This is a genomic window from Shewanella carassii (assembly GCF_019670705.1).
GTDB lineage: Bacteria > Pseudomonadota > Gammaproteobacteria > Enterobacterales > Shewanellaceae > Shewanella > Shewanella carassii.
Window position 1 is genome coordinate 1,477,269 of sequence record NZ_AP024618.1, and the last position, 17,687, is coordinate 1,494,955.

At 55.3% G+C, this 17,687-nt stretch carries 16 protein-coding genes; 1 reads left to right on the top strand and 15 read right to left on the bottom strand.

Translation table 11 applies throughout. The annotated features are described in order from the left end of the window. The first annotated feature begins 233 nt into the window (after positions 1 to 233). The gene (locus K5621_RS06780) at positions 234 to 1,079 is read left to right on the top strand and encodes a tetratricopeptide repeat protein (RefSeq protein ID WP_280638586.1); all 846 of its coding nucleotides are present in this window, start codon (positions 234 to 236) and stop codon (positions 1,077 to 1,079) included. A gap of 18 nt (positions 1,080 to 1,097) precedes the next feature. Here K5621_RS06780 and K5621_RS06785 read toward each other — a convergent pair whose 3' ends face one another. From K5621_RS06785 to K5621_RS06855, 15 genes are all read right to left on the bottom strand, one after another. Then, positions 1,098 to 2,213, bottom strand: a complete 1,116-nt coding sequence (locus K5621_RS06785; RefSeq protein WP_221050763.1) for an FUSC family protein — start codon at positions 2,211 to 2,213, stop codon at positions 1,098 to 1,100. A 210-nt stretch (positions 2,214 to 2,423) separates the two neighbouring features. Then, a complete protein-coding gene (locus tag K5621_RS06790) occupies positions 2,424 to 2,885 on the bottom strand; it encodes a methyltransferase family protein (protein WP_221050764.1) in 462 nt (153 codons plus the stop codon). A gap of 214 nt (positions 2,886 to 3,099) precedes the next feature. Beyond that, complete coding sequence (locus tag K5621_RS06795) at positions 3,100 to 4,491, bottom strand: NAD-dependent succinate-semialdehyde dehydrogenase (protein ID WP_221050765.1); 1,392 nt, start codon at positions 4,489 to 4,491, stop codon at positions 3,100 to 3,102. Between the two features lie 240 nt (positions 4,492 to 4,731). Beyond that, positions 4,732 to 5,835 carry a glycerol dehydrogenase gene (locus K5621_RS06800; RefSeq protein ID WP_221050766.1) on the bottom strand — a complete coding sequence of 368 codons (1,104 nt, stop codon included), beginning with the start codon at positions 5,833 to 5,835 and terminating at the stop codon, positions 4,732 to 4,734. A gap of 312 nt (positions 5,836 to 6,147) precedes the next feature. Next, complete coding sequence (locus K5621_RS06805; RefSeq protein ID WP_308419682.1) at positions 6,148 to 6,726, bottom strand: hypothetical protein; 579 nt, start codon at positions 6,724 to 6,726, stop codon at positions 6,148 to 6,150. 141 nt (positions 6,727 to 6,867) lie between these two features. Next, positions 6,868 to 7,908: a linear amide C-N hydrolase gene (locus tag K5621_RS06810; protein WP_100142858.1), complete on the bottom strand. Its 1,041-nt coding sequence runs from the start codon at positions 7,906 to 7,908 to the stop codon at positions 6,868 to 6,870. Positions 7,909 to 7,980: 72 nt separating this feature from the next. Continuing rightward, positions 7,981 to 8,424, bottom strand: coding sequence for a hypothetical protein (locus K5621_RS06815; RefSeq protein WP_221050767.1), 444 nt, complete (start codon positions 8,422 to 8,424; stop codon positions 7,981 to 7,983). 26 nt (positions 8,425 to 8,450) lie between these two features. Next, on the bottom strand, positions 8,451 to 8,771 hold the full coding sequence (locus K5621_RS06820) for a hypothetical protein (RefSeq protein WP_245003143.1): 321 nt from the start codon (positions 8,769 to 8,771) through the stop codon (positions 8,451 to 8,453). Positions 8,772 to 8,781: 10 nt separating this feature from the next. Continuing rightward, positions 8,782 to 9,978 (bottom strand): DUF5694 domain-containing protein, encoded by a 1,197-nt coding sequence (locus K5621_RS06825; RefSeq protein ID WP_221050768.1) that lies wholly within the window; start codon positions 9,976 to 9,978, stop codon positions 8,782 to 8,784. A 779-nt stretch (positions 9,979 to 10,757) separates the two neighbouring features. Next, a complete protein-coding gene (locus K5621_RS06830; RefSeq protein ID WP_025009400.1) occupies positions 10,758 to 11,414 on the bottom strand; it encodes a CoA transferase subunit B in 657 nt (218 codons plus the stop codon). 15 nt (positions 11,415 to 11,429) lie between these two features. Next, positions 11,430 to 12,131, bottom strand: a complete 702-nt coding sequence (locus K5621_RS06835; RefSeq protein ID WP_071476287.1) for a CoA transferase subunit A — start codon at positions 12,129 to 12,131, stop codon at positions 11,430 to 11,432. 64 nt (positions 12,132 to 12,195) lie between these two features. After that, complete coding sequence (locus tag K5621_RS06840) at positions 12,196 to 13,086, bottom strand: hydroxymethylglutaryl-CoA lyase (protein ID WP_221050769.1); 891 nt, start codon at positions 13,084 to 13,086, stop codon at positions 12,196 to 12,198. Between the two features lies 1 nt (position 13,087). Beyond that, positions 13,088 to 15,145 carry an acetyl/propionyl/methylcrotonyl-CoA carboxylase subunit alpha gene (locus K5621_RS06845; RefSeq protein ID WP_221050770.1) on the bottom strand — a complete coding sequence of 686 codons (2,058 nt, stop codon included), beginning with the start codon at positions 15,143 to 15,145 and terminating at the stop codon, positions 13,088 to 13,090. Positions 15,146 to 15,158: 13 nt separating this feature from the next. Further along, complete coding sequence (locus K5621_RS06850; RefSeq protein WP_245003144.1) at positions 15,159 to 16,013, bottom strand: enoyl-CoA hydratase-related protein; 855 nt, start codon at positions 16,011 to 16,013, stop codon at positions 15,159 to 15,161. 11 nt (positions 16,014 to 16,024) lie between these two features. After that, positions 16,025 to 17,632: a carboxyl transferase domain-containing protein gene (locus tag K5621_RS06855; protein ID WP_025009397.1), complete on the bottom strand. Its 1,608-nt coding sequence runs from the start codon at positions 17,630 to 17,632 to the stop codon at positions 16,025 to 16,027. Positions 17,633 to 17,687: the final 55 nt, after the last annotated feature.

Genomic DNA, 17,687 nt, shown 5'->3' on the forward strand with positions numbered 1-17,687 from the left:
CAATAGTAAAAGTCCAGGCGAACAGCCAAAGATATAGATAAAGCGATACAGAAAAAGATAAAGAAAGGAAGCTTATGTCGTCTATTTCCCCAGCTGGAAACCGTATATCCAGAAAGCGGTTACCGGGTTTGTTGTTGTTGCTGGGCTCAGTTTTGCCATTGCAGGCCATCGCAGATAATGCCGTTCCCGCCTCAGAAATTAAAGTGATTCAAAAACTTATTTTTGAAAGGAAGATGGCAGAGGCGGCGCCCAGGTTGGATGCGGCCATGGCAAATTCCCCAAATTCCGGGCGGCTGGCATTTTTGCTTGGGCAGCTTTATTACTTCAGCAATCTCCCCAATTATCCCAAGGCGGTGGCGGCCTATGACAAGGCCGAGTCCGCGCTGTCCAAGGACCCTGAGCTGTATTTTTTCCGCGCGGCGGCCAAGGCTCAGGTGCTGTCTGCTTATTCCCAGCGCCTGCGTCCGGACTATAGCGGCGCACTGGCCGATTACCGCAAAGCCGAGGCTTTGGGATCGGAGCGGGATCTCAGGTTGGATATTGCCAGGACACTCTATGAAACCCGGGACTATCCGGCAGCGCTGGAGCAGATAAACCGCTATCTCAATAACAAGCCTCAGCTTTGGGCCGATGGCCAGATGCTCAAAGGCAATATCCTGGCACAAATGGGCCAGCATGAGGCGGCGCTCAAGAGTTATCAACGCGCCGCGAGACAGTATGACTATCTGGATAAGTTGCAGTTCTATCAGGTTGTCAGCTTGCGGGCGTTGGGACGATCCGATGAGGCTCTGGCGCAGCTCGACAAGGGATTAAAGCGTCAGGGCCGAGCTTACTTGCAGCTTGTCTATCTCAAAGCCATGCTGAGCTATGAGCAGAAACAATACCAAGAGGCGGCCCTGTTGTACCAGCAGCTGATAGAAAGGCGCCGCGACTGGGCCTTACCCTTACTCGGTTATTACAACAGCTTAAGTCAGATGGGCGAGGCACCCATCAGCATCAGCCATATCCTGGATCTGGCACTCAAGCTCGACCCCGAGGTGGTGCTCCATTTTCATCAGCAGGATCTGTTGCGACTGTAACGCCCGGCAATTGACGGGTTAATCGGGAATATCCAACTGGCGTTGGGAAGATGCTTTGCGCTTATAGGCCAGATCCAGGCTGGCCAGCTCGCCATGAATGGCCAGCAGTGCCTGGGCCAGTTGATAGATAAGCCAGCTATAACCGCTGAGCGCAAAGTCTTGATGGGCCGCTTCCGGCGAGTCATCGCTCGGCTCAGATGGCAGTTGCTTAAGTAGCTGTTGCTGCAATTGATAACCAAGTCCCAGGGGGAGTTTGGGGCAGTCGGCTGTGTTACCGGCCACATAGTCCGCCAGATAGGCGAACTCTCGCTGTAGCCCGCTGGCCACCTGTTTGACTCTGGCGTAAGCCGCATCCTCTTCGGCCTTCCAGCGGGTGAGCAGTAGTAGCTCCAATAGGGTGATCACTCTTATCTGTTTGTTGGCCAATTCGGTTAGAGTCTGGGCCTCTTTTTTCAAAGTCTGGCTCTCCCATTCCAGTGAAAACAGCAGTTTTTTCTGTGCCAGCACCGCCTTCATTGCCGTCTCCAGTGACTTACGGGCATTTTGCGGTTCTTCCTGGCCGGCATTGAGATGTTGTTCCAGCACTTGGGTCATGATTTGCAATGAATTAGCCAGTTGGGCCCGCCAGTCCTGTTTGGCCTTGATTGGCAATACAAACAGGGATACCAGCACGGCAATCACGCAACCGATAAGAATATTGGCGGTGCGCCACAGGGCTTCCGAGGTGTCGTGGTTGGCGTCACCTATCACTATGATCATGGTGAATCCCGCCACCAGATAGGCATAGCTGTAACGACCGGCGTTGAGATAACAGACTATGCTGACTCCGAGGATCAGCAACCCCATCAGATCCCAATAGCCGTTCATCAAGATCACCAAAGAGACTCCGTAAGCCGAGCCCAGGCAGGTGCCTACAGCCCGCTGCAACGATTTTTCGATAGCGCCGCCCACCTGTGGCAGGCCCATCATGATGATCACTATGGTGACCATGCTCCAGACAAAGTGAGGCAAAGACCAGATGGCGTTGATGGCGGCGGCAATAAATAGCGCCAAGGCCAACTTGGCAGTGTGCACGATACGGGAGTGGCGATAGATAAAATCGGCGAAGCCTGAGGCTTTGGCAAACAGGGGCATGGCTGTGTCTCAAAAAGCATATGGTTGACAGTCAGCGGCAATTATGACAGAGATGCGCGGCGATAGTGTCTCGGGGACGAGCTAAAGATGCAAACTGGGAGCCTGAATTAACGGTGGATAATATGCCTGTGAAGCAGGTCACAACTTGTGGTGTTCTGGTGTCTTTTTACCCCAGTCGCGCGCTGCCCGTTCCCGCAGTCTGATGAGAGGTTAAATCCAGCGCCTGACTCTCTGACAATACGAGTGGTAGCTGTCACCAAAGAGTTGCTGCATTGCCCGCTCCTCTGGACGGATCTGAAAGCGTTGCAAGTAGGCAGTGAACAGGACGATTAAAATCAGTAACCAGAGGCAGTTGAGAAAGACGGCTTGTGCCAGCAGCAAGAGCACAAACCCCAGGTACATGGGGTTGCGTGACCAGCGGTAAATACCTGAGGTGACCAAGGCTGAACTCTGTTCGGGCACTCTGGGATCCGGCGTGGTGCCATGGCGTTTAAAGCTAAGCACTCCGGCCAAAGGAATAACCAGCCCAGCAGTCAACAGAGAAACAGCGAGCCCCAAACTAAAGGTCGGATGCAGGTTTGAAGAGGGCAAGTAATAGGATGTTAGCTGCAGCAGTAGCGCAAACAGCAACAAGAGCGCCAGGGGCGGCAGTTTCTTTTCCAGTCCGGACATGAATTACGCGGTTTTGAGTATTAGGTATCGGTTAAGATGACATGGGCAAGGTACTGAATACAAGGGGCATACCATTGGCTATTCCGCTTTTGGCGCTGCCGCGTTCTGTGCTTTGTGCCGAAACCTGTCAGTTTGCCAGTCGATTTGATTGTGGCGATAAAAGACCCGGCCAGGTGGCCGGGTCTTAATCTAATCAAGTATGCTTCAAGCGCGATCAGAAGGGGGCGTTAATATCCACCACGTTGATCAGCTTGTGGTTAACGAACTCTTTCAATCCGAGGTCTATCAACTCACGACCATAGCCGGAGCGGCGGATGCCGCCAAAGGGCAGATCGGCCTTAACCATGGTGGGGTGGTTAACAAACATCATCCCGGTAGAGACTTGCTTGGCTACCGCCAGACCGCGTTGCTCATCGGCGGTGAACACAGAGCCACCGAGGCCGAAGGGCGAGTCGTTGGCAATGGCAATCGCTTCCTGTTCATCCTTGGCCTTGAGGATCATTGAGACAGGGCCGAAGAACTCCCAATAGTAAGCCGGGTTGTCCGGGGTCACATTGGTGAGTATGGTTGGCTGTACAAAAGCGCCTTGCTCCGGTACTTTGGGGCCGACTTCGGTAGCCGTGGCGCCATGCTCAACCGCTTCACGAATTTTTTGTTTCACTTCATCGGCAGCACCCTGGGAAGACAGGGGTGCCAGAGTCGTATTCGGATCCATAGGATCACCGGCTTTAAGCGCGGCGACGCCTTGGGTATAGCCTTCCATAAACTTGTCATAGATGGCTTCCACCAGGATCATCCGTTTGGATGAAACACATACCTGACCGGCGTTCCAGTGACGGCCAAATACCGCCCAATCTATGGTTTTCTCAAGCTCGGCATCTTCCAGCACGATAAAGGCGTCAGAGCCGCCCAGTTCCAGAGTGGATTTTTTCAGTGCCTTACCGGCCTGAGAGGCAATAATGGCGCCTGCACCTTCAGAGCCGGTCAGGGCCACGCCATGTACCTTGGGAGAGTTGATGATCTGCTCGACTTGATCCCGAGTGGCATACAGGTTCTGGAAGGCACCCTGCGGCAGTCCGGCATCCCGCATCAGGTTCTCGAAAGCGGCGGCGCACTGAGGCACATTGGAGGCGTGTTTCAGCAGCAGGGTATTACCGGCTGAAAGCTGTGGTGCCAAGATCCTGGCTATCTGGTAATAGGGGAAGTTCCAGGGTTCGATGGCCAGCAAGACCCCAAGAGGTTCGTTGACCAGCAGTGCTTCCCCTTCGGCGGGATCGGCCACAGGCAGTTTCTGCGGTGCCAGCAGTCTCTCGGCATGCTGGGCATAGTATTCGAGGATCTGCGCCGACAGCTCCACTTCAGCCTCGGCTTCACCTATGATCTTACCCATCTCCAGAGTCAGCAGCTCGGCGTAACGGCGTTTGCTGTCTCTGAGCAGGGCCGCAGCGCGATTGAGTATTTCAGCCTTGTCGGCAAAAGAGGTATTGCGCCAACTCAAAAAGGCCTGATGGGCCGATTCAATCGCCTCGGTGACTTGGGCATCGGTGGCGTTGGGAAATTCTTTGATGAGTTCTCCCGTGAAGGGATTAATTGTTGCATATGCCATGTGTTTCTCCCGGCGTTGCAGATTATAGGGTATTGATGCCAAGTACTGACATCGGGTATTGGGGTTCTTTCTCTCTGATGCGGCACCAAACTCATGGTTCATAGCGTGACTGTCGCATCCGGATGAAGATTGTTGTCGCCGTAGTTGGATAGCAGCTTGAGTGTTTAAACTGATCAAAACGGCTCGAAAACCACCTCTTTTGAGATGGTTTTCATTTAGTTACTGTGACTATTTATTAGGTTAACGATAGCGCTCTGCCATGGCGTTGGCGGCGATCATCGCCTGATAGACGTCATCGGCATTGACAGCCATCGGCATATTGCCCATGGTATCGCCTTCGGCGCAGGCTATTTCGGCAACCTTGCGCCATTCCTCCTCACGGAAGTGCTTCAGTCCCATATCCGCCAGAGTCAGCGGCAAGCCTGCGGTTTTAATGATGCGGATGACATTGTCGATTTCGTTCTGTGGGGCGTTTTCCAGCACCAGTTGGGTCAAGAGGCCAAAGACCACCTTCTCGCCATGCTGGGCACCATGCAACTCGGCAACGGCCGACATACCGTTGTTGACCGCGTGCGCTGCCGCCAGGCCACCGGCTTCGGCGCCGACACCGCTTAAATAGATGGTTGCCTCTATGGTCTGCTCCAGCGCCGGGGTGACTATTTGGTTGTTGACCGCATCCATGGCGGCGGCAACGTTTTCACTGAGCAATTGATAACACAGCTCTGCCAGACCAAGGCCGGTGCGTGAGGGCTTTTTCAGCACCAGGTTGACACCATCGGCCTGATAACAGGCCCTGGCTTCAAAGTAGGTGGCCAGAGCATCGCCGATACCGGCGGCAAAGAAACGTGCCGGCGCGGCGGCGATAATGCTGGTGTCGGCAATTACGGCATCCGGATTCTGTGGCAGGAATAGATAGCGCTCAAATTCACCCGTTTCGGTGTATATCACAGATAATGCCGTACAAGGGGCATCGGTTGAGGCTAGGGTGGGATACAGGATGACCGGCAGCTTGCGGTAGAAGGCGACAGCTTTGGCAGTATCCAAGGTCTTACCGCCGCCGACACCCACAATGACCTTGGTATTGGCTTGCTCTGCCAGGGAGGCAAGGCGCTGGATCTCGGCTTCGCAGCATTCATAGTTGAAGCGCTCGACTCGACTGGTTATCCCCTGCAGTTTCAGCTCTGTTTGGGCTTCATCCTCAATCCTGCCGAGAATAAACTCATCGGCGATAATAAAAGCGTTATCGCCAAAGTCAGACACATATTCGTGCATCTGCGCCAGCAGGCCTTTACCTATGATGAACTTTTTGGGGGAAGTGACTGTACGTGGAACTACTGTGCTCATATGGCCTCCATTACACTCAGACTTGAATCCTTGCTCTGTATGACTCTATCACAGCCAATATTTAAAGCTATGGTTTAATTGTCTGGTTTTTGAGTGATTATTGGTGAATATGGCAGGTGTTTTCGAGTTTGAGCCACCAGGATGTTTGGTCGGTAGCCGTGCTTGCAGAGCTTATTTGAAGCTTATTTAAACAACGTCAGCACCAAGCTCCCGGCGCGAGGGGAATGAAGAGAGCCGAGATAAGCGGTTTATCCATGAAGGAATCGCAGTGATGGATAACTCCGTCTTATCTGGGAGCTTGTCGGAACGCTATCAGTTGCTTTTGAGATTGGATTGGCGGCATTCATTCAACAGGGATTGCAGATGACCACCGAGCTGCTGATTATTACTGTCAGTACCGTTTTTCAGCTGCTGTTCGACATCTGCCAAAGCCTTGTCTATTCCCTGGGATTCGATAAGTGTGCTGACATAGACGGCGAGATCTGCGCCCTTATTCAGCAGTGCGGCTGCGTTTTCAAAGCTGAAGCCCTGCTCTAATAGCTGCTGAATTTGGCCGAGTAGGTCACTGACCCTGGCGGACTCAGCCAATACGCCATCGACCTGGATCAGCTCACCAAGCGGATCCTGGCTGAGCTTTTCGGCGACGCAAGCAGTTACCGAGCTGACCTCGGCGCTGCGATTGATGGCCTCCAGACCTTGAGAGCGGATCTGCTCAATGGCTTGTTGCAACTCTTGATCTTTGGCGAGCCACTGTTGCTCCAGTTGCGCCTTTTCATCTGCGGCAAACCAGCCGCAGCCGGAAAGAGTGCCAAGGGCCAGGGCCGAAAACATCCAGAGTGTGGTTTTTCTGGCGGAGAAATGTGTTTTGCCTAAGGTGTTGGACTGCTTCATTCACTGGACTCCTGCAAAGGTGCTTAGAGGTCACAGTATCGGCTATCAGCCTTAAGCCGGGCTGAACAGCTTGAGTCCTTTATTCTGTATAGCAGGTTGGACAAGGCAGACGGGAGCCTAGGCTCCCAGCCTGTTTAGAGACTAAAGCCCAGCGAATGTAAAGGGCTTGGCCGTGACAAAGTCTTGCAGCGCATTGCCTGAGTAGAGGCTGCTGTTGTCAATGGTCAGCTTTTTCACCTCTTGCAGTTTGCCAAAGTCGATGCCCTTCATATCAACCCAGAAGGTGTTGGGGGTCAAGGCGGTTTCAAAGTAATACACGCGATTTTTATGATCCGAGACCGAGCGCCAACGGGTCGAAGAGATATTCGGCTCAGTCTCGGAAGCTATGCCGAAAGGCACTGAGGCGTTACGAATGACGCTGAAGGCGCCGGCAACCGCCACCCGGGTATTGGCAGTCTTGGGAATGGCATCCATATAGAAAGAGGCCCTGACAAACCTGTCGGCGGCGCGGTTGGTTCCCGGTAACATGGTAAAGCCGCCAATCTGCTGCCAATACTGGTTCAGTGCCAGTTGCTGCTCGAAGATGGGAGAGTTGGTCATGACCCGGTACTTCGGGTCGTGATGGATCACCAGCTTGCCGTCTATGTACTCGAATATGGCGCTGTCACCTGCTGCATCGGAAATCGACAGATGCAGGGTGGCAAAGCGTTGGGTACCGGGAATATTGGCGGAAACCACCACAAAAGGCTCGGCTCTCAGAGCCTCAACCGTTTCGGCGACTGTGGCAAAGTTATCCAGCACATATTGCACCCAGGCGGCGACCGACAAGCCTTTTCGTTTACCCTGATATTCGGGATAGCTCGACTCTGCCAGCCATAACAGATTGGCCACCAGGCCCTTCTCGTTCATGCCGTCGGTGCTGGAGATATCAAAGGCGCTGGTGATCAGGCTGCCGTAGCGTGAGGTCCAGGTGACAGAGTTGTCGCCGACCGCTCCATGACGCTGCATGCCGCGAGGAAACAGCCACAGGCTTGCCGGGATCTCGTCGCGCCAGTCCATGGAGCGGGCGGTGATCACCAACTGCTGTTCGCCGTGATAGACTGCGCGGGTGCAGGCCTGCGCCGTAGTGCCGATAACCAGCATTAAGGCGCTGCTGAGTAAAGTGATGAGTTTACGATTCATAGTGACTTCCCTGTTTGATGGCAAAAGAGAGTTAGAACGCGTGATGGCAAGCCAGGTTGCTAATCCTGGCTGTTAGTCCTGTCTCAAGTGAAACAGTGCTTCCAATCCTGGGTTTTCTGTGTCTTGCCCCGGATGATACAGGTAGCAGCTGATGCGGGCATAGTTATCCAGATCGCCGCGCCACAGGCAGCTGGCTTCAATATCCCGCTCTTGTTGCTGAAAGCGGATCCTAAGCACCTTGGCATCGCCGTTCAGCACTGGCTCTATGGCCGCATTCCCTTGAATGCTTAAGCCTTCTATCTCCCGGCGCACTTTAAGTTCGCCGCCCTGCTCATAAATGCTCATCTTGCCGGTGTAGCTGGCATCTGAGTCAATGGCTTTGCCAACCAGCTGATAATGGCCTTGCAGATACTGCTTAAAAAGCTCATCTACTTCGGCCAATGCCGCAGGCGCCAGGCAGAGGGAAAATAAGGGCAAACATAATAGTGCCAAACGGCGAATAAACGGTTTATTCATTGACCTTCCTTAGTATGTGTTTTCCATCAAAATCCATTTTCTAACTTTATCAAGAACTGCCAAATTTTCCCTAGCAGACTCGGGAAAAGTCGCGGCAGTAACAGCGCCGTCAGGGCAAATACTGCCAGTGTCAGCCACCAACCCTGGCTGCCGATTAAGGCTTGGCCGTTGCTCCACAGGGCCAAATGTTTATTGGTTGCCAACCAAAGCAGCGCCGCGGTCGGCACGGCAAACACCAGAGCGGCCAGTTGCCCCATGAGCAGGCCAACAAGCCAACCGGAGTGGGTCTTGCTGCGCGCAGTTGATGACCCTTTGCCGCTGTTTCTATTTCGTGAGCTATGTTTCATGGGCGATGCTTTATTGATCGTGTGTTATGGACTGTTCATGTTCTTTATCTGAGAACAAGTGCTGTGGTGATTGCCCCTTTGATGTCTTTGGGGCGGCAAAATACTGCTGTGGTTGGATTAGTTTAACCCCCAACATATTGGCCAAATACTGCTCCAGAAACACCTTGTGACTGGCACCGACTATCACCAGCACCCGGCCTCCAGGGTTAGCAGCCACCACGCGCATGATGTGGGAGCTCATGTTGAGATTACGTATCTCCCAAAGGGCAACCCGGGAGAGCGCCGCATCCTGGGTTAAATCTTTATCGATAAACAGGCTCCACTCCTGGTCAATGACAGCCCTCTGGTACTCCTGGCTGTTTAGCCAGGAAAAGAGCGGCAACCAATTACCTGTCTCAAGCGCCTCTGTCTTTAGCCTTTGTGGCTTGTTGATATAGTCGCTTTTGGCCAGAGCGGCGGCATGAGGCGACTGATTGTAAGACTCCAGCAGCCGCGCTTCGATGGGGCGGTAGAGATCTTTATCCAGATGATCATCTATCGGATAAATGCGCTTGAGCTTCAGTGCCATGGCCAGGTTGTTGCCAAGGGTGTTTTTCTCGTTATTGCTCGCGGCAAGTTGCTCCAGATAGTGCTGCAACTCGGTGGAAATCGTTGGGCTTGCCGCGGTTTTGTCCAAATAATGCCAGTGCAGCAGGGCTATCTCTTTGTGATAGGCGGCAACGGCCAACTTGATGAGCCTTGCTCGCTGCACAGGTTCAAGGCTGGTCTCGTCCAATAAGGGCTCCAGACTCTCAAGCGCCTTTTGCGCCGAGAGTCGCAACTCCTGCTGCTCCTTTATCGCCAGCGCCAGAAATCTTTGTCCCACAAAATGATCCAACACAGTCTGATACTCGCCTGAGCCGTTGATCATGGTGGCGATATCCTGTGGCCGCAGTGACTCTACTGCTATGGCCGTAGGCTGGTAACGGGAGAGTGGCTCAAGGATGGAGGATAGAGAGCGGCTGTCCAATTGCTGTTTGATATTGCTCAGGTGCAGGCTGCCAAGCACCATTACCTGGGTTTGCAGCTTACTCTTGGCACTGAGTTGTTGCAGTGCACTCTTTGTACTCTCTGTGCTTAAAGCGGCAGTTTCTGTGGCGGCTGCATGAACTTGGGCAATACTTGATGCCGCCAGGCAGGCAAGAAGAAGCAGTACTTTGGTGGCCAAATTGAGTCTCCAAATTATGATTGTTTTTTACCCTATATCCTTGTTGGATACGAGCGGCGCCGGACTAAGGGGCTTTGCAACATCGGCTGGGCAGTATTTTGGGGTTTCACTAAGAGGGGAGAGAGCCCGACATTCCCTGTCGCATGCAGCTGCCTGATGTCACAGGCATAGAATTGAGCCTTAGTCGTAGCATCCAAGCTCTAAAGTATAAAAGCGTTAGCCGCTCTTGACTGGCGTCAAGCCATCCATTGCCAATGCCGTTTCAGGTTAATGGATAGCCACTGTGTATACAAGAGGGGGATACAAGAGGGGAATACAAGAGGATATAAAAACTGTGGATGCTGGTGGGACAGAACAGTGAACCTATAAGACTCAGTTAGTGCATTTATTTTCTAAGCGCAGCTGGAACTTTGACCTTCCGGAGCATGGAGAGTAACGCATTGCGTTGGCTACGAACGAGAGGCATGGACGCCGAACTGGCTCATACTCAGGGAAGTGTATGGCCGAGGCAGAGCCTTGAGGGATAATGAGCCAGCTTCCCCTCCTTGGTTTGCGCTCGAAAGCACCTTGCTATGCACTTTGCTATGCAACTAGCTATGCAACTCGCGCCGCGTCACAGATGTGCCTGTGCGAAAATTTGCGGCAGGTAATGAGAAAATCCACCGCCGGAAGCCCTGCAAGTGTTGGTGGGGGGAATTGTCCCTGTTGACTGAATACAAAAACACCCGCAACGGCGGGTGTTTGGGATATCACTTCTCTGTGGGAGCCACCGGTCTGATTTACAGTGCCATCTCTGGCACATGTTCCGGGACGATAAGCTTGCCGGCGGTTTTGGCAACTATCTCCTCGACACTCACACCAGGCGCCCGCTCCAGCAGGTGGAAGGCGCCGTCCTTGATTTCGATAAAGGCCAGGTCTGTCAGTACCCGCTTGATGCAGCCGTAACCCGTGAGCGGTAACTCGCATTTGCTCAGCAGTTTGGAGTTACCGTGTTTGTCGGCGTGCATCATGGTGACTATGATATTGTCGGCGCCGGCCACCAAGTCCATGGCGCCGCCCATGCCTTTAACCAGCTTGCCGGGGATCATCCATGAGGCGATAGAGCCTTCGACATCCACCTCGAACGCGCCCAGTACCGTGAGATCCACATGCCCACCACGGATCATGGCGAAGCTCTCGGCGCTGGAGAAGAAAGACGCGCCCTTGACGGCGGTAACGGTTTGCTTGCCGGCGTTGATCAGATCCGGATCTATAGTGTCTTCGGTGGGGAATTCACCCATGCCCAAGAGGCCGTTTTCCGATTGCAGCATTACCTGCATGCCCTCGGGGATATAGTTGGCCACCAGAGTCGGGATACCTATCCCCAGGTTGACGTAGTAACCGTCTTTGAGTTCCTTGGCGACGCGTTGGGCCAGTTGTTCTCTTGAAAGTGCCATTTTGCTCTCCTGCCCTTATGCCTGTTTGACTGTGCGCTGTTCGATACGCTTCTCGAACACACCCTTGATGACGCGATCCACATAGATGCCCGGGGTGTGGATATGATCCGGGTCCAGCTCACCCGGCTCGACTATCTCTTCCACTTCCACCACTGTTATCTTGCCGGCGGTGGCCATCATGGGGTTGAAGTTGGCGGCTGTCTTGCGAAATACCAGGTTACCCATGGTATCGGCCTTCCAGGCGCGGATCAGCGCGAAGTCGGCGGTCAGTGCCTCTTCCAGCACATAGTGGCGGCCATTGATTTCGCGGGTCTCTTTGCCCTCGGCCACCGGGGTGCCGTAGCCGGTGGCGGTAAAGAAGGCGGGGATCCCGGCGCCGCCGGCGCGGATCTTCTCCGCCAGAGTGCCTTGTGGGGTAAGGATTACATTGAGTTCGCCGCTGAGCATCTGCCGCTCAAAGGTGGCGTTTTCACCCACATAGGAGGCGATCATTGTGCTTATCTGCTTATGTTGCAGCAGCAGCCCCAGTCCGAAGTCGTCCACCCCGGCGTTATTGGAGATGGCGGTCAGGCCGCTGACGCCCAGCTTGACCATTTGATTGATAAGGCCTTCGGGAATGCCGCAAAGGCCAAAACCTCCCACCATGACTGTCATATCATTGGTGAGACCTGCGAGCGCTTCGTCGTAGCTGCCGACGACTTTATTGAGTCCTGCCATAGTGATGTCCTTGCTGTTTATTATCTGTCGTTATACTGCTTATCAGTTGTGCCACCTGGAAGCCTTAAGCTCCTAGGGCTCTGGCTACTTTTGAACTGGTTTGTCGGCCAAGCTGCTGGCTTATCTGCCGTCCGGCCCGGGCCAGTTTGTTGAGATCTATGCCTGTGTCTATACCCATACCATGCAGCATATAGACAAGATCTTCACTGGCCAGATTACCGGATGCGCCTTTGGCATAGGGGCAGCCACCGAGTCCGGCGACCGAGGTATCTATTACACTGACGCCGGTTTCCAGGCAGGCGAGAATGTTGGCCAGCGCCTGGCCATAGGTATCATGGAAGTGTAGCGCCAAGCGCTCTACCGGTACGCGCTCGGCCACGGTTTCCAGCATTTTGCGGGCCTTGAGCGGTGTACCTACGCCTATGGTGTCGCCGAGGGATATTTCATAGCAGCCCAATTGATGCAGAATGTCGGCGACCCGAGCCACTTCTGCCGGGGCGATTTCACCATCATAGGGGCAACCCAGTACGCAGGAAACATAGCCGCGAACCCGAACGCCTTGCTCCTTGGCCCGGCTCAGCAGGGGCTCGAAGCGGGCGATGGACTCTTCGATGGAGCAGTTGATGTTCTTCTGGCTGAAGCCTTCGGAGGCGGCGGCAAATACCGCCACTTCATCGGCGCCGGCATCCAGCGCCAACTCCAGGCCCTTGAGATTGGGAGTCAGGGCGCTGTAGCAGACGCCGGTGCGGCGTGAAATGCCGCGCAGCACCTCGCCCGAGTCTGCCATTTGCGGTACCCACTTGGGCGATACAAAGCTGGCGGCTTCGATGCGCTTCACCCCGGCATCGGCCAGGGCTTCAACCAGGGCTATCTTGGCCTGAGTGCTGACCGAGGTTTCATTTTGCAGGCCGTCTCTTGGGCCCACTTCAAACAGGCTTACCTTGGGAGGCAGCATTTTAAGCCTCCTTGAGTTGTTCGCTGAGCTCCAGCAACTGGGCGCCATCGCTGACCAGTTCGCCGGGCTGGAAGAAAAACTCACTCACAGTGCCATCGAAAGGCGCGGCTATGGTGTATTCCATCTTCATCGCTTCCATCACCATCAGCCCCTGGCCGGCCTTAACGCTGTCGCCTACAGCCACCAGATGGGTGACTATGGTGCCGTTCATCGGCGCCTTGAGCAGATCGGCGTGGTTGGCCTGCTCCTCTTCCAGCTCATTCTGAATGGCGCGGAAATGGCAGGCGCTAAGCTCACCGGAGCGGCCAAGCAGGGTAAAGTCCATGCCCTGGCGGCTGATTCGCTGGCTGCTGATATGCCCATCGACCACACAGCGAAGCGTGTCACCACCGGCCTCATCTGTGCTCAGCTCGCCTTCGATAACCAGGGTTTGACCATCCAGTGTCAGTTGCCAGCTATCGGCCTTGGCCAGCTCAGTCAGTTGCAGGTGATGAATATGGTGTTCATCGTCCATCAGGGCAATATCGTGGCGCTTGGCGCTGTTGAGTCTAAAGCCACTGGCGCTGCCCCAGGGCGAGGAAGGGTCCTGACTGTTTGCCTGTTTGGCCCGGGAGTTGCGTTTGCGCCACAGCATTTCATACAGTGCGGCTTTGGCCAGCAGCGGCAAGGGCAGAGTGCTGTCTTTCGCTTGAGGCAGCAGCTGTGCTTGATAGCGCTCAATAAAATCTGTGCTGAAGTCGGCGCTGGCAAAGGCCGGGTGAGCGGCGATTTTTCCCAGGAAACCGATATTGTGTTTCAGGCCGGTGAGCTGGAAGTCATCCAAAGCCCTTTGCAGGCGCTGCAGCGCTCTTGGGCGTGATTCATCCCAGACAATCAGCTTGGCTATCATGGGGTCGTAGAAGTTGGAGATTTCATCGCCTTCACGGACCCCTGAGTCGATACGCACATGGCGCGATGACTTGGGCTCGCGCAGGAAGTTGAGCTTGCCGCTGGCGGGCAGGAAGTCGTTATTCGGATCTTCGGCATAAATTCGCACTTCAAAGGCATGGCCCTTAATGGCAACTTGCTCCTGAGTCAGGGGCAGAGGCTCTCCGGCGGCGACCAGCAACTGCCAGTGCACCAGATCTGTCCCTGTCACCAGCTCGGTAACCGGATGCTCTACCTGCAAACGGGTATTCATCTCCATAAAGAAGAAGCTGCCGTCTTCCTCTGTGGCATGGGTATCCAGCAAAAACTCGACCGTGCCTGCACCCACATAGTCGATGGCGCGGGCGGCAGCCACGGCGGCTTCACCCATGCGGCGGCGCAGGGCGTCGCTGAGGCCGGGGGCCGGCGCTTCTTCCACCACTTTCTGGTGGCGGCGCTGAATCGAGCAGTCCCTGTCTGACAGATAAATGGCATTGCCCTGGGTGTCGGCAAATACCTGCACCTCCACATGGCGCGGCTGCTCCAGGTAACGCTCCATCAACAGCTTGTCATTGCCAAAACTGGAGGCGGCTTCACGGCGGGCCGAGTCGATGGCCGACTTGACTTCCGTCAGGCTGCGGACAATCCGCATTCCCTTGCCGCCGCCACCGAAGGCGGCCTTGATCAGCAGCGGGAAACCGATTTTTTCGGCTTCACTGAGCAGCACTTCATCGCTCTGGTCATCACCGTGATAGCCGGGCACCAGTGGTACTCCGGCGCGGCCCATGATGAGTTTGGCGGCGCTCTTGCTGCCCATGGCTTCTATGGAGTCGGCCTTGGGGCCGATAAAGGCGATATTGGCCCGTTCACAGGCAGCGGCAAAACCGGCGTTTTCCGACAGAAAACCATAACCCGGGTGGATCGCCTCGGCGCCACAGGCCTTGGCGATATCGATAATGGCATCGCCCCTGAGGTAGGAGTCGGCCGGCGCCGAGCCCCCCAGATAAAAGGCTTCATCGGCCATAGCCACGTGGGCGGCATGGCGATCGGCATCCGAGAACAGTGCGACAGTGCGCACTCCCAATGACCTGGCGGTACGTATGATGCGACAGGCAATTTCGCCGCGGTTGGCAATCAGAATCTTGTTGAACATCTTACATCCTTCCTTAGTCACGGCGCTGTGGCGGGTTTGAGCTATTGCCTGGATTGCAACTGGAGTTGTTGCCCGAATTGTCACTTGAGCCTTGCCAGCTCGACGGGCGTTTTTCGAAAAAGGCGTTCAGCCCTTCCTGGCCTTCAGCAGACACCCGGATCCGGGCGATGGCCTCGCCGGTGAGCGCCAGCGTCTGTGCATCTATCAGTCCGTGGCGGATATCGCTTATCAGCTGTTTGCACCAGTTGAGTGCCTGTGGACTGTTGCCCAGCAGCGATTCGATAAGGGGCGCGGCGGCGGCCTCGAGATCGTCTGCTACCTGATGCACCAGTTGCAAAGTCTTGGCGGCTTCGGCATCGAAACGCTCAGCGGTCAACATATAGCGTCTCGCCTGACGCTCGCCCATGGCGCGGCGCACATAGGGGCTGATAACCGCCGGGATCAGGCCAAGCTTCACCTCTGACAGGCAAAAGCTGGCCTTGGGCGTCGCTATGGCGATATCGCAGCAACACACCAGCCCCAGCGCCCCGCCAAAGGCCGCGCCTTGCACCAGTGCCAATGACGGCTTGGGGAATTGATCCAGAGTGGCCATCAACCGTGCCAGCTCGGCGGCGTCTTTGAGGTTGTCGTCAAAGTCCATCGCCGCCTGTTTGCGCATCCAGTTCAGGTCGGCGCCGGCGCTGAAATGTTTGCCGTTGGCTTTCAGCAGCAGCACCCGGCAGGCAGGATCCCGGGCCAGGGACTCCAGCGCATCAATGAGCTCGGCAATCATCACTTCATCGAAGGCGTTGGCCAGCTGCGGGCGATTCATCACCAGGGATGAAACGCCGCGGGAGTCGGTGGTTACTGTCAGATATTGATAATCCATACCGGCCTCCATTACATGCGGAACACGCCGAAACGTGTGTCCTCTATGGGCGCATTCAGCGCCGCCGACAATGCCAGGCCAACCACATCACGGGTCTGGGCCGGGTCGATAATGCCATCGTCCCACAAACGGGCGCTGGCATGGTAGGGGTGCCCCTCTTTATCGTACTGGGCTATCACCGGAGCCTTGAAGGCGGCTTCTTCCTCGGCGCTCATGGTCTGCCCCTTGCGGGCCAGGCCGTCTTTACGCACTGTGGCCAGCACTCCGGCGGCCTGTTCGCCCCCCATGACTGAGATGCGGGCGTTGGGCCACATCCACATCATGGTGGGTTCAAAGGCGCGGCCGCACATGCCGTAGTTACCGGCGCCGTAGGAGCCGCCAATGATCACGGTAAACTTGGGCACAGTGGCGCAGGATACTGCGGTCACCATCTTGGCGCCGTGTTTGGCTATGCCTTCATGCTCATATTTCTTGCCGACCATAAAGCCGGTAATGTTTTGCAAAAACAGCAGCGGGATCTTGCGCTGGCAGCAAAGCTCAATGAAGTGAGCGCCTTTTTGCGCCGACTCGGAAAACAGAATGCCGTTGTTGGCCACTATGCCAACCGGGTAGCCATGAATACGGGCAAAACCGCATACCAGAGTGGCACCGTAACCGGCCTTGAACTCGTCGAAGTCTGAGTCATCGACGATGCGGGCAATCACTTCTTTGACATCGAAGGGCTTTTTCAAGTCGGTGCCGACTATGCCGTAGAGCTCATGAATATCGTACTTGGGCGGCTTTACCTGGCTCAGTGTCTGGGCAATCTGTTTTTGGTGATTGAGGCGGGAGACGGCATTGCGGGCCAGCTCCAGCGCGTGGTCGTCGTTTTGCGCCAGATGATCGGCCACACCGCTTATCTTGGTGTGTACCTCGGCGCCGCCGAGCTCTTCGGCACTGACCTCTTCACCTGTGGCGGCTTTCACCAGCGGCGGGCCGGCCAAAAAGATGGTGCCCTGTTCACGGACAATAATCGATTCATCCGCCATCGCCGGCACATATGCGCCACCTGCGGTGCACAGGCCCATGACCACGGCGATTTGCGGGATCCCTTTGGAGGACATGCGGGCCTGATTGAAGAAGATGCGGCCGAAGTGATCCCTGTCCGGAAACACTTCATCCTGGCGCGGCAGGTTGGCACCGCCCGAGTCCACAAGATAGATGCAAGGCAGGTGACAGCGTTCGGCAATCTCCTGAGCTCGCAGGTGTTTTTTCACCGTTAGCGGGTAGTAAGTGCCACCTTTGACCGTGGCGTCGTTGGCGATAATCATGCACTCGACTCCGCTGACCCGGCCGATCCCGGCTATGATGCCGGCGGCGGGCACTTCTTCGTCATAGACTTCGAAGGCGGCAAACTGGCTCAGTTCCAGAAATGGCGAGCCGGGATCCAGAAGTTTCTCTACCCGGGTACGCGGCGCCAGTTTACCGCGGGACAGATGGCGCTCCATGGCCACAGGGCCACCGCCTTCGACTATCTTGTTGAGTTTTTGTTGGACATCGGCCACCAGGTGGGACATGGCGGCTTGTTTTTCCCTGAATTCATCGCTGCGGGCGTTGATTCTACTGCTGATTTGAGGCACGGCTTGTCATCCTTTTCGACTGAATGGGGGAGCGTGAAGGGCCGCTTGAACGGCC

What these genes read in the sequence shown, in the direction of transcription:
- K5621_RS06790 (WP_221050764.1), bottom strand. Translation starts at nt 2,885, where the DNA reads ATGTCCGGACTGGAAAAGAAACTGCCGCCCCTGGCGCTCTTGTTGCTG.
- K5621_RS06835 (WP_071476287.1), bottom strand. Translation starts at nt 12,131, where the DNA reads ATGGCAGGACTCAATAAAGTCGTCGGCAGCTACGACGAAGCGCTCGCA.
- K5621_RS06845 (WP_221050770.1), bottom strand. Translation starts at nt 15,145, where the DNA reads ATGTTCAACAAGATTCTGATTGCCAACCGCGGCGAAATTGCCTGTCGC.
- K5621_RS06840 (WP_221050769.1), bottom strand. Translation starts at nt 13,086, where the DNA reads ATGCTGCCTCCCAAGGTAAGCCTGTTTGAAGTGGGCCCAAGAGACGGC.
- K5621_RS06810 (WP_100142858.1), bottom strand. Translation starts at nt 7,908, where the DNA reads ATGAATCGTAAACTCATCACTTTACTCAGCAGCGCCTTAATGCTGGTT.
- K5621_RS06815 (WP_221050767.1), bottom strand. Translation starts at nt 8,424, where the DNA reads ATGAATAAACCGTTTATTCGCCGTTTGGCACTATTATGTTTGCCCTTA.
- K5621_RS06785 (WP_221050763.1), bottom strand. Translation starts at nt 2,213, where the DNA reads ATGCCCCTGTTTGCCAAAGCCTCAGGCTTCGCCGATTTTATCTATCGC.
- K5621_RS06830 (WP_025009400.1), bottom strand. Translation starts at nt 11,414, where the DNA reads ATGGCACTTTCAAGAGAACAACTGGCCCAACGCGTCGCCAAGGAACTC.
- K5621_RS06850 (WP_245003144.1), bottom strand. Translation starts at nt 16,013, where the DNA reads ATGGATTATCAATATCTGACAGTAACCACCGACTCCCGCGGCGTTTCA.
- K5621_RS06800 (WP_221050766.1), bottom strand. Translation starts at nt 5,835, where the DNA reads ATGAGCACAGTAGTTCCACGTACAGTCACTTCCCCCAAAAAGTTCATC.
- K5621_RS06805 (WP_308419682.1), bottom strand. Translation starts at nt 6,726, where the DNA reads ATGAAGCAGTCCAACACCTTAGGCAAAACACATTTCTCCGCCAGAAAA.
- K5621_RS06820 (WP_245003143.1), bottom strand. Translation starts at nt 8,771, where the DNA reads ATGAAACATAGCTCACGAAATAGAAACAGCGGCAAAGGGTCATCAACT.
- K5621_RS06795 (WP_221050765.1), bottom strand. Translation starts at nt 4,491, where the DNA reads ATGGCATATGCAACAATTAATCCCTTCACGGGAGAACTCATCAAAGAA.
- K5621_RS06780 (WP_280638586.1), top strand. Translation starts at nt 234, where the DNA reads ATGGCAGAGGCGGCGCCCAGGTTGGATGCGGCCATGGCAAATTCCCCA.